The organism is Shewanella zhuhaiensis (assembly GCF_022484835.1).
In the GTDB taxonomy this organism is placed as follows: Bacteria; Pseudomonadota; Gammaproteobacteria; order Enterobacterales; family Shewanellaceae; genus Shewanella; species Shewanella khirikhana.
The window spans coordinates 514,092-525,703 of record NZ_JAKUDL010000002.1; the positions used below are offsets into that span (position 1 = coordinate 514,092).

Below are 11,612 nucleotides of genomic sequence, written 5' to 3' on the forward strand. Positions count from 1 at the left end.
GTGCCGCCATTGGTGGCGGTACCATTAACCGGAGGCTCTATGCTCAAGCAGTTTCAGCGCACCCTGCTGCCGCCCAGGATGATAATGAAGGTGGCCGCCGATAACGGCAACGGCACCGTGGCCGTGGTGAGCCTGTCGGGCTCGCACGGCATGAACGCCATCGGCAGCGGTACGGTTGGCGGCCATGTTTACGTGCAGGATGGCCGGGTGCTGGGCAGCGCCCCCGACTTGCCCCATGGGAAGACGGAGGTGTAGTTAATTAAATTTAAAAATCAAAGGTTTGCAACTTTTTATGCTTAACTTCAACGGATCTTATAGTTTCATTAACCTCTAAGATGTGGTGGTGCATGGAATCACAAATATTAAGTATGACGTTTCGAAGGTGAGTGTTTTGATTTAGATTTAAAAGTTTGAACACTTCGCACCTATAATAGCTACAATTCTGTTGATATAAAGGTATGTCATTTGAGTCTTTGGTAATTTCTATTCTATGCCCTATTTTTAAGCATATCGATTTAAGAATATCGTTGTTGTGGAAAACCAGTTCGGAAAATTCAACGCTTATTGATTCTGCGATCTGCTTTAATGTCTCGGAATCAGTATCAAATTCAATGGCTTCAAATAATATTCTTATCAGATGGAATGCAGTTCTATTTTTTTCATCCTTACCTTCAGAAATGGATATGTTTTCATTTTCAACCAAGTGGACTAGCGACGTTCTAATGGAATGGTTTATCGATGTCTTTTGAGTCTCCACATGGTCAACTCCTATAATATATCGTGCAATGGACGGAGTTATAGTTTCATTGTCTTTAATGATGTTAATAACGTCCGACTGTTCAACTTCTTTTAGAATTTTCTTTGCAAAGTATAAATAGAAACAATTTTTATCGATTTTGTGTAGAAATTTCAAAACATTCTCATATCTACTGTTTCGTGAGTTAATTATATATTCGTAGAAACTCTCCCTAGTTTCTTCTGGAAGGTTTGCTATATATTTTGCAGAGAAAAATTCTATTATTGATTTATGGAGAAATGAGTGTGTCTGCCCCTCATCTTTAATTAGTGAGGTTTTGTCTATTATATCTATATGAGTATTTTTCGCATCAAAATTTAGTTTTGAGCAGGCATCTTTGAAAGTGGAAACTAAGAAATCAGAATCAAATGTTATATCATTTTTGCTGCTGAGTAATTTAAAAGAGGCGGCATGTATAATTCTTTCTAATTCATAGTTATCCAAACCAGATTTGCTTGATCTTTCGTAAAAGGTTTTTAGCCTATCATGTGTTGATGCAAGCGATTGAAATAGTTGGTTATAAAAGTCAATCAAGTTTTTTGGTTCTGTTGTTAATGAATTATAGGTGCTGCAGAATATGTCAACTAGAATAGGGGTTACTAAAATTTCTGATATATATTTTTTCTCAGATATAACTCTGATAAAGATATCTTTATCTTTATTCGGAATGCTAGGGTGTTCAATTATTATTCTATTTACATCATTTACATCTAGGTCGAGCAAATCAAAATTCGATATTCCTGGCGTGTAAGTTATTTCAGTGTTTGGTCTAGATGTTACTATTACATCTAGACCAAGACTGTAGTATGCATATTCAATAGTTTTTAGAGCTGTCTTTGCATATTCATCAGGAACTTCATCAAACCCGTCGAAGAGCAGTCTCAATCGCTTCATTGACAAGAGGTGAAGACATGCCTCCGGACAGATATCTAAGCCTAAAGAGCATATTTCTTTTACTATGACAGATACCAAATCACAATCTCGAACGTAGTCAATATTTCTTAATGTAATTATTAATGGGAATACACCATCTTGATTAGTGATGCTGTTAAGGAATATTTTTTTTAAAAGAGTGGTTTTACCTTGTCCGGCTTTTCCAATTATGCATGATATTCTAGGTAGATCTAATTTACATTTCTCATCTATTTCGATAGTGTAATTGCTCTGCCTGTTTTTAATTTGTAAGGGCTGATAAATTTCTGATATGTGAACGTCAGCATCTCTTGATAATAGAGTTCTAAATTTTAAATATTTGTTTTCAATTTTTTTTGTTAACTCTAATTCCCTTTCATGAACTAATGGTGCTAGTTGACTAATTTTTTCTCGCGCTTCAGTATGAAAATTAAGATTTTCGAAGATGCTTGAAAATTTACTAAATGTTTTTTCTTGGATTTTTTTAAACGGTTCCGTACTCAAAAGCATAGAAATTATTTGTGATTCTTCCATTGTCCATAATTCCATTTAAAAATTTGGATTATTATAGTCTGTCTATTATAAATAATTCAAGGACGCTTTTTGGGAAGGTGAAACAAGACCTCAAACGTCTATGGCTTTGATAGTGATAAAAGCCCGAGGTATTCAACCGAAGGCATGTTAGACATTCTAAAGTTTAATAACGTCTACATGGTGTTGTTATGAAACCCCGTCGGATGATTACTAAAGTGGCATCTTGCTTATTTATGGGTCTTGCTTAGGTCTAAATAAGTGGCCCTAATTGTACTACACATGATGAGAATCACCTTGGCATAAGTCATCGCTGCCAAGTCGTCTTGTGACCCAGTGCCAAGGGACTTGCAACACATTTACATGAAAATGGGCCGTATCGCGGCAATTGCTGTCAGTGATCTACATTTAGGAACAGCTATTTAGGGCCATTCGCTGCAATCTGTGCCTTGCGTAAATACTGGGCTTTTTGTATCTACCAAAGCGATAGTGAAGATTTTAGTGTTTAAGCCTGCAAAGTTGTTTATTATTCAGGAATACGCGATACTGTATAAATGTACAGCTTTTGGTGTTCATAAAATGAAAGTCATCCCCCTTACAGCCCGTGCCGGGATCACGGGTTTTGAAAGCCCTGCGGCTGATTACTATCAGTTACCACTTAGCTTGGATGAGCTGCTAATTGAGCACCCCAGCTCCACCTTTATAGGCTTGGCGGCAGGTGAGTCGATGCATGGCGTGGGCATCTTTGATGGTGATGTGCTGATAGTGGATCGTCATGTGACAGTGCAAAGCGGTGATGTCATAGTGGCGAACCTTAACGGCGAGTTTGTCTGTAAGCTCATCGACACTCGCCGCCGGTTGTTGTTGTCGGCCAATGAATTCCATCAGCCGGTACCTGTTCAGGAGTGGGATCAGTTCTCCATCGAGGGGGTAGTGATCCGCTCCATTCGTTGCCACCGGCCAAGCAGAGTGCTGCAGGCCTGCTGATGTTTGCCCTGGTAGACGCCAACGCTTTTTACTGCTCGGCCGAGCAGGTGTTTCGCCCCGACTGGCGTGGCAGGCCTATTGTCGTGCTTTCCAATAACGATGGCTGTGTGGTGGCTGCCAATAAGCAGGCCAAGGCAGCAGGGGTCGAAAAGTTTAAGGCCTTTTTTGAAGTGCGGGAGCTTTGCCAACGCGCAGGAGTGATCGCGCTTTCTTCCAATTATGAGCTCTATGGTGACCTGTCGGCCAAGATGATGCAGATCATCGGACGCTTTGCGCCGGAGCAGCACATCTATTCGATTGATGAATCCTTCCTTTCTTTCCGCCGCGTTTATCCCGCCATTAAAGACCTGACCAGCCAGGGTGCAGCCATTCGCCGTGCCGTTTGGAAAGAGGCGAGGCTGCCTGTATGTGTTGGCATCGGTCCTACCTTGACACTAGCTAAAGCTGCCAACCATGCCGCCAAGAAACTGGACGGTTTTAGTGGTGTATGCGTCATTGATTCAGAAGAACGCCGTCAGCAGATACTCGAGCAAATGGCAGTTGGCGATGTATGGGGAATTGGCCGGCGTATTTCCGCAAGGCTTGAGCAGATGGATATCTGCACCGCTTGGCAGCTGTCGAAGATGCCACCCCAGCTTGCACGAAAGCAATTCAGTATCGAGATAGAGCGCACCGTGCGCGAACTTGGCGGCATACCCTGTAAACAGTGGGATGAGGCGAGGGCAGATAAAAAGCAGATATTCTCCACTCGCTCGGTTGGGAAGCGGATAACTGACGTTAACTCACTTAGCCAGGCCATTGCGAAACACGTAGGTATTGCCGCGGCCAAGGCCAGAAAGCAGGGCAGCCTCACCTCAGCAGTATTGGTGTTTGCCAACAACAGCCCCTATGACGAACGCCCTGTTGGCTTTAAACAAATAGTAAGGTTTCCTGTACCCACCAATTGCTCGGCGGTGATCACATCGGCGGTGAGTCGGGTGGTGCCTGAACTTTACCGCCCAGGAGTGCGCTACTACAAAATAGGTGTCGGGTTGCTGGAGCTCATCAGTGACTTACATTATCAGCCAGACCTCTTTGCTCCAGCCCCGGCTGATCCCCGCCTGATGCAAGCCTGCGATGCACTCAACAATCGCTATGGTTCCAGCACTCTGTTTCTTGCAGCTCAAGGTATCGAACAGAAGTGGGCTATGCGTCGTGAGCTACTTACCCCACAATACACTACTAATTGGCGGCATCTGCCGTTAATCATGTGTAAATAGTGCTATACAAGCTGTGAGTACATAAAATTGTACATTTTGAGATAGTGTCTTTTGATAAACCTATTCTATATCAATGCAATAGGTATCATGGTCTCATAAACGTGCCAGAAGATCGTGGGCTGAATGTAATGCTCCATCGGGAAGTCTCTGTCCGTGAAAAATAAAGCCGTATCTTATCATTTGTCGCCCCATAATCATCCTTTGGGCGAATTTGAGCCGTTTTATTGGCTGAATATACGTCAAAGTTTGATTTTTCGCCGAATTTGCCGGTGAAAGAGGATGAATGCAGATCTTATCGGGAGTAAAATGCGTCGCCAGCGAAAGGATTTGTGTATGTTCAATCAGTATTATCGACTGCCTGAGTTGTTAAGTGTTAGTCAGTCATCCCGAATAATTATCAGTTTGACTAAGGATGTCAGCGATTATGTGCTGATGCAGGCGATTCGTGCGCCGCTACTTGAGCTTGTGGTGGTCAGTACCGATGCTGATGGGGAATTGCTGCTAAGGCTGCAGGCCGGCTTCGATAGCGCGCCCTACGATGAAACAAGTGTCGACGTCTCCGATAGTGCCAAAACTCATGCCCTGAGCCGCGGCGTTGGCCAGGGAGTTCGCCTCTATGCCTGCGGCGCAAGAGCGCCCGCGCGGCTGATTGAGCGCCTGAGAAGAGGGCTGCTACTGTCGTTCACTCGCCTTGACGACGAACTTGCCATTTACCTTGAAAGTGATGGCGACTTTGAGCTTGTTCGGCTCGAAGCTGATTTAAGGCTGTCAGAAGATCCGGCGGTGTTGCAAAACGCCAAGTCGGTGCTCGCCAGAGAACCCGAATACGGCGCGCCCAGTGTCTCGTTGGCACTGCTTATCACCGAGCTTGAACAGGCTCGTCGTGAATTGCACGAATATCTTGCCGGAGCCGATAAACACCCCGGGCTTGCCGCCGAAGCATTGCGGCTGGAGCCTATGCTGGCCCAGCGGCGCCAGTGGCTTTTGCGCCAATACGCCTCAACCCAGGAGCGCCACCACCTCGGTGCGAGCGCCAATGACCTTGGCACAGACATCGAAAAGCTCAGGCGCCTGTTAACCTGTTATGAATTACTGTCGCCGCCGGACGTGAATGCCATGGTGCTCGCGATTGCGACAGACGAATAATCGTGGAGTGTTTTTTGCCAGCACAACAACCAGACATGCAGCTTCAACCACAGGGTGAGCTTAGCAGCGGTTTTATCTGCCCACTGTGTCAGCAGCGACTGGCCGCCGACGCCAACTCACTTGTATGCGCCAAAGGTCATCGTTTCGATTGGGCCAAAGAAGGCTATATCAATCTGCTGCCGGTGCAAAAAAAGCGCTCAAAAGATCCCGGCGACAACAAAGAGATGATGCAGGCCAGACGCCTGTTTCTCGAGTCCGGCTTTTATCAGCCATTAAGTGACAGGGTGAACGAACTGGCGGCATCCTTACCGCAGCCTATTCATCAGCTTTTGGACCTTGGCTGTGGTGAAGGCTATTACACCGCCAGGCTGGCAGATGCATTGACTGAGGGCGGCACAGAAGCTGCGGCAAAGGATACTGATAATGATGCTGCATACAGCAGTGCCCTGAGTCATCCGAAGCAAGTGCAAACCTATGGGCTGGATATTTCCCGTGCGGCCCTCAAAGTCGCGGCAAAGCGTTATAAGTCGATTCACTTTTGCGTGGCTAGCAGCTTTGATACGCCCTTTGCTGATGGCTTTTTCGATTTGGTGCTGCGGATTTACGCGCCATCCAAGCCACAGGAGCTTGCCCGGATTGTCGCCCCGGGAGGTTATCTGCTGACGGTATCGGCAGGGCCCATGCATCATTTTGCGGTAAAGCAGAAGATTTACGACACCCCAAGATTGCACGAAGATAAAGATGAGTGGCTCGAAGGGTTTGCGCCGATTCACAGCGAACGATTGCAATGGCAGCTCGAGCTCACTGAGCCTGAGCATATTCTCGCCTTTCTGGAGATGACGCCCTACGCCTGGAAATTCAGCCCGGAGGCGAAAATCGCGCTTGCTGCCAAGCCATTTTCCTGTGAACTGGATTTTCGGATAAATTTGCAGCAACGAATCGGACAAAGCGAGTAAATAGAACGGCTTGCCATAACCTTGAGTGATTGCACCAGAAAAATGGCATACCGTATTCAGGCAAATTTCAGAAAATTAAGTAAAAAATGCGTGTATCAGCCTCATTGGCATGTTGACTTATACCTTGAATAGGTTATAGTCGATGAGGCTTGAAGGTTGGATTTATTTTGTGTTCCGCACGACCAGTTTTGTCCTGTAAACATTAAGTAATACCGGCTTTTCCCGCTCCATCGCCAAATAATGGCAATTGTTAAATATTTAATGTTACAGGATTTGCATATGTCTCAAGTGACTGGTGTAGTAAAGTGGTTCAACGCTGATAAAGGCTTTGGTTTTATCGCTCAGGAAGCTGGCCCAGATGTGTTTGTTCACTTCCGCGCCATCAACACTGACGGTTTCAAGACTCTGGACGAAGGTCAGAAGGTGTCTTTCACCGTGACCCAGGGTCAGAAAGGTCCTCAGGCTGAGAACGTAACCGTAATCGGTTAATTCTCGAAAGAGATGTAAGAAAAGCCGTGGCAATTGCCGCGGCTTTTTTGTATCTGACATTCACCGCGCTGCGATGTTTCAGGGTTTGCCTTTTTACGACTTTCCGTGCCGCCTTTGTTTCTGTCGACGTTTTCTCTGTCTGCGTTTTCTCTATCTGAGTTTCTTTGTCCGACCGGCTTTGTTTTAGCTATTTTGTCTTAGCTGCAGTGTTTGAATTGCTCTGTCTCAAAACCTCGGTTTTAGCTCTTGTGTTTTAGCTCTGCTATTTCAGGAGCACTGCATAGTCCTTGCTGTTTTCTGTCATTTTTGTCTGCTTTTCGAAAGGCTAGGCTAACCTGTCACTTGGGATCTGGCTGCTGGTTGTTTGAACCAGAGACTGCACAGCCGCTGTTATCGTTTTACATTGCGCTGGTAGGCACCACCTCCATCGCAGCAAACCCTTTGCATCAAACCTTTTGCATTAAATTCATGGCGGCGATCGCCGACATAAAAAAGCACCCATCAGGGTGCCTTTGGATTTGGTCAGTATTTAAGAGAACAGCTTGTCTTCAAGGCTCTTGCCGTTCAGTAACTGACGGTATTTCACCCCTTGCTCGGCCATCAGGCCAAGCAGTGCCTGCTCCAACTGGTAAGGCGTATCGCCAAGCTGATAGCCGATAATAAACTCGCGGCCATTTTGCTGCAGCTTAACATTGGCCACACCGCCCAGAGCCGCCAACTTGCTTGCAAACGCTTCATCTGCGTTGTTTTGCAGGCTAAGGGTAAGGTAGCGCTCGTCCGTGTCGGATTTAATCGACAGAGACTGGCTGAGCTTGCCTTTGTCGAGGTAGAGCACGGTATCGCAAAGCCGCTCAAGCTCCTCAAGGTTGTGGGATGAGATAAGAAAGGTGGTCTTGTCTCCCGCGTGGGCGATAAGCTCTCGAATGCCACGGGCGTTGGCGGGATCCAGTCCCGCAGTGGGTTCGTCCAGCAATACCAGCTCAGGGCTGCCAATCAGTGCCTGGGCGATGGCAACTCGTTTTCCCATACCGTGGCTCAGCGCCGTGGGTTTGTGTTTGCTGGCTTCAGCAAGTTGCACTAACTCAAGCACCCGCTCGGTTTCCATTTTTGCCGCTTTCGCGCTGAATCCCTGCAACTTGGCAAAGAAGGTCAGTTGCTCGCCAACGGTGAAGTTGGGATCAAGCAAGGCATCCTGTGGCAGGGCGCAGACCCTGCCAAGCAGGCCGCGATGGCCCGGCGGTAAGCCAAGAATGTGGATGCTGCCGGCGTCTGGCTGAATATAGCCGCACATCAGGCTCATCAGGGTCGTTTTACCGGCGCCATTTGGGCCTACCAGTGCTACCGGGGCGCCGGCGCTAACTTCAAGTGTGACCGCGTCCAGCGCGGTCTTGCTGCCATAGTGTTTGGTCAGCTTGTCGGTCACAATCAGGTTCACAGTGCGCTCCTTCTCATATACACCAGTCCCAGTCCGAGCAGCACTGCGGTTTGGATAAGTGGCAGTGGCGAGTGAAGCAGGGCGCCTGCGGGGGTATTGTCTACCAGGTTGTCAATCTGACTGCCTGGCAACAGCCAGTCAATGGCAGGCAATCCCGGTACGTAATAAGCCACCAGTGCGGCAGCGATTTTAATCACACACCAAATAAGCACGGCAAACAGCGTAGCCTGTCTGGCGCTGGACGCATACAGTGACAACAGTGCCATCATGGCGATGTAGGGCAGGATCACAATCAGCAGGTTGAGCAGGACCAGCACCCCATCGGTAATGGCTACGCCCACCAGATCGGTGTCACGAACCATGGTCAGCAGCAGGGTCGCCACGCCCGCAGTGATGATATAAGCGCTTTGCAGTAAGGTTTGCCCCAACACCCTGCCAAAGAACAGCGCGTCGCGTCCGGTGCGCTGTACCAAAAAGCGGAAGGTTTTGCGGCTTTTATCCGAGGCGAACTGATCGGCACTGCTTAAAATGGCAAATAACGGGAACCAGTAGAGGCTTATCACCCAAAAAAGCGCAAGTTCTGCTACATCCCAATTCAGCAGGTATTTGGGACTGACAACCCCGAGCAAGTCGGTCAACATACTGCGCATATGCGGATCGGCCAGATACTTGGCGGCGCCGCGAATGGGGTAATACAGAATAAGCCCCCACACCAAACAGTAGGCGATAAGGGCTATCAGCCCCCGAAAGTTAAAAAAGCCCTTAATGACTTCCTGTCTGGCAATTAGCCACACATGGGTCAGGGCGCCCGGCTGAGCAGGGGCATTGGATGACATGGTAACGTCCTGTTTTTATGTTAGCTATTAGTTTTCGAGTGTATCAAGACGCGCCTCTAAGGCGGCGATGCGCGCTTCGAGGGCGGCAATCCGTTCATCATTGTCGGTGCTGGCTGTTTGGGATGAACTGGCTACAGAAAAGGGGGCGCTGCCAGCGCTGGCGACAATAGCTTCGCTCTCTTCCAGAATGAGCAGGGCAAACCGGCTTTCGCGTTTACCTGGCTCTCGGGCCAGCTGGCTTACCAGCGGCGTTTCACGGCCAGCGAGGGCTGCGAGAGTGCGTTCTACTTCCTGAATGTCTTTAAATTCGTGCTGTCGGCCGGCGCGGGTACGCAGCTCACCTGGTGTTTGTGGGCCACGAAGCAGCAACAGGGCCACCACGGCGGTTTCGGCTTTACTTAGCTGCAGATCAGAAAATTCGGTGTTGCAGAACCTGTGCTTGTATTTTACAACGCGGCTGCCAAAGCCGGACTGATCGCTTACCAGGCGCTTTTTCGCAAGACTATCCAAACCCGCCTGCACATCGGATTCAGACAGGTCCATAACGGGATCGCGGCTGGTTTTTTGATTGCAGGCCAGGGTAAGTGCGTTCAGTGACTGGGGGTATTGATCTGGAGTGGTGACTTCTTTTTCTAAAAGACATCCGATTATTCTGGCTTCGATAGCGCTGAGTAGCATGCAAATCTCCTTGTAAATCTTTGACCTGTTATATCAAAGACACCAGAGCTTGCCCATAGGCAACGCACTTTGTTACCAGATAAAAAAACGCGGTGAACAGTCACCGCGTTTTTTCTGAACTGGCAAACATCGACGTTAACTTAAGTAGATGCCGTTATTCTCGATGCGAAGCTTGCCTTGCTTGAACAGGCCGCCAATGCTCTTTTTAAAGGCTTTTTTGCTCATACCAAGCTCGGCATAAATCACATCGGCATCGGTCTTGTCACCAAGTGGCAAAAAACCACCGGCGGCGGACAGCTTCTTCAGGATCTGGGCTGAATGGGCATCGAGTTCGTCCTTGGTGCCTTTGTTCAGCACCAAATCGATTTTACCGTCGTGGCGGACCTGCTTGATGAAGCCTTTGATTTTATTGCCGGCGCGCAGTGGTTTGAACACATCGCTTAGATGGATGAGGCCCCAGTGGCGGCTTTCGATAATCGCCTTATAGCCCAAATCGGTGCGTCCGGCGATGGTCAGTTTCACTTCTTGCCCGGGCTTGTAGAAAGCCGGGGTTTTATCGAGGAATTTATCCAACTTGGCCGAGGCAACAATGCGATCGTCGGCGCGGTTGATGTGCAGATGCACCAACTGATACTTGCCTTCTTCCGGTGGCCTGGTTTGCTCAGCAAAGGGCAGCAGCAAATCTTTATCCAGTCCCCAATCGAGGAAGGCGCCGACACGGCTCACCGAAACAATTTTCAGGTTGGCAAACTCGCCTACCTGCGCCAATGGCTTTTGGGTAGTGGCGATGGGGGTATCCTCAGAATCCAGATACAGGAACACCTCCAGTTCCTGACCTGCTTCCAGGCCTTCGGGGGCGAACTTGTTTGGCAACAGTACCTGGCCAAGCTCTCCTGCGTTGAGGTAAAAGCCGAAATTGACCTGTTTAACTACCGGCAGGCGGCAGGTTTTTCCTAACTGGATCATGAAATACCTAAATCTGACAATGAATAATCTTGCCGGCTGATTATATCGCAACCGCTGCGTTTTGGCTCGCGGGAGTTTACAGTTGGCTCGCACTCTTTTTTGCTGTTTTTGGTATTAAAAAATATTGAACACCCGTGATCTCCAACGCTGCTTTGTTTAACTCTATCTTTTTGAAATTAAGTTAAATTGTTACGTATCAATACCCGCTTTCGAAGTGCGGATGTAGTATATTCTGCAACTCAGTTAACAAATCCGAATTCTTGCTTGCAATCTTGGTTTTTGCAGGGTTTAATTGCGCCGTTTTCGGGTATTCGCCCGAGCTTTATTGCCTGTTATCTAACAGGTCTTTTCTTCAACAAAGGTGTTTGGATGGATCTACACCGCAGCGCCCACTAGAAGGCAGTTGCGGCGGTTAGGGGGTTGGCTGATGTACTATCATTTGCTGTCTGCACATTGCCTTAAATTGGCATCCTGCCTGACCCAGGATTTGGTTAACGTTGATACCGACGTGAAACACCTTACGCTCATCCGCATCAATTCCGGCCGCGAAGAGGCCAATAGTCCCCAGTAAGCCGGTCTTTGTTGACCCTTCGGCTTGTCTTTCCCGGCGTTTCTCCAGAA

The 11,612-nt window shown here is 48.0% G+C and carries 12 protein-coding genes; 7 read left to right on the top strand and 5 right to left on the bottom strand.

What is annotated here, in order from left to right:
- Positions 1-39: 39 nt before the first annotated feature.
- Entirely contained in the window at positions 40-255 is a 216-nt protein-coding gene (locus tag MJ923_RS07925; RefSeq protein ID WP_240590623.1) for a hypothetical protein, read from the top strand.
- Between the two features lie 10 nt (positions 256-265).
- Here the strand turns inward: MJ923_RS07925 and MJ923_RS07930 are convergent, their stop codons facing one another.
- A complete protein-coding gene (locus MJ923_RS07930; protein WP_240590624.1) occupies positions 266-2,242 on the bottom strand; it encodes an NACHT domain-containing protein in 1,977 nt (658 codons plus the stop codon).
- A 576-nt stretch (positions 2,243-2,818) separates the two neighbouring features.
- Between MJ923_RS07930 and MJ923_RS07935 the strand changes: the two genes are divergently transcribed.
- From MJ923_RS07935 to MJ923_RS07955, 5 genes are all read left to right on the top strand, one after another.
- The gene (locus tag MJ923_RS07935) at positions 2,819-3,226 is read left to right on the top strand and encodes a LexA family protein (RefSeq protein WP_240590625.1); all 408 of its coding nucleotides are present in this window, start codon (positions 2,819-2,821) and stop codon (positions 3,224-3,226) included.
- Positions 3,226-4,485 carry a Y-family DNA polymerase gene (locus MJ923_RS07940; protein ID WP_240590626.1) on the top strand — a complete coding sequence of 420 codons (1,260 nt, stop codon included), beginning with the start codon at positions 3,226-3,228 and terminating at the stop codon, positions 4,483-4,485. Before MJ923_RS07935 ends, MJ923_RS07940 begins: the two co-directional genes overlap by 1 nt.
- A gap of 333 nt (positions 4,486-4,818) precedes the next feature.
- Positions 4,819-5,631: a hypothetical protein gene (locus MJ923_RS07945; RefSeq protein ID WP_240590627.1), complete on the top strand. Its 813-nt coding sequence runs from the start codon at positions 4,819-4,821 to the stop codon at positions 5,629-5,631.
- Positions 5,632-5,666: 35 nt separating this feature from the next.
- A complete protein-coding gene (locus MJ923_RS07950) occupies positions 5,667-6,587 on the top strand; it encodes a 23S rRNA (guanine(745)-N(1))-methyltransferase (protein WP_240590628.1) in 921 nt (306 codons plus the stop codon).
- A gap of 279 nt (positions 6,588-6,866) precedes the next feature.
- Positions 6,867-7,076 carry a cold-shock protein gene (locus tag MJ923_RS07955; protein WP_011760083.1) on the top strand — a complete coding sequence of 70 codons (210 nt, stop codon included), beginning with the start codon at positions 6,867-6,869 and terminating at the stop codon, positions 7,074-7,076.
- Between the two features lie 529 nt (positions 7,077-7,605).
- Here the strand turns inward: MJ923_RS07955 and MJ923_RS07960 are convergent.
- The 4 genes from MJ923_RS07960 to MJ923_RS07975 form a co-directional block, all read right to left on the bottom strand.
- The gene (locus MJ923_RS07960) at positions 7,606-8,511 is read right to left on the bottom strand and encodes an ABC transporter ATP-binding protein (RefSeq protein WP_240590629.1); all 906 of its coding nucleotides are present in this window, start codon (positions 8,509-8,511) and stop codon (positions 7,606-7,608) included.
- On the bottom strand, positions 8,508-9,347 hold the full coding sequence (locus MJ923_RS07965; RefSeq protein ID WP_240590630.1) for an ABC transporter permease subunit: 840 nt from the start codon (positions 9,345-9,347) through the stop codon (positions 8,508-8,510). Before MJ923_RS07965 ends, MJ923_RS07960 begins: the two co-directional genes overlap by 4 nt.
- A 27-nt stretch (positions 9,348-9,374) precedes the next feature.
- On the bottom strand, positions 9,375-10,025 hold the full coding sequence (locus MJ923_RS07970) for a YceH family protein (RefSeq protein WP_240590631.1): 651 nt from the start codon (positions 10,023-10,025) through the stop codon (positions 9,375-9,377).
- Between the two features lie 135 nt (positions 10,026-10,160).
- On the bottom strand, positions 10,161-10,991 hold the full coding sequence (locus MJ923_RS07975; protein WP_240590632.1) for a CvfB family protein: 831 nt from the start codon (positions 10,989-10,991) through the stop codon (positions 10,161-10,163).
- A gap of 427 nt (positions 10,992-11,418) precedes the next feature.
- Here MJ923_RS07975 and MJ923_RS07980 point away from each other — a divergent pair, with 427 nt between their 5' ends.
- A complete protein-coding gene (locus MJ923_RS07980; RefSeq protein WP_164551167.1) occupies positions 11,419-11,562 on the top strand; it encodes a hypothetical protein in 144 nt (47 codons plus the stop codon).
- Positions 11,563-11,612 lie beyond the last annotated feature (50 nt).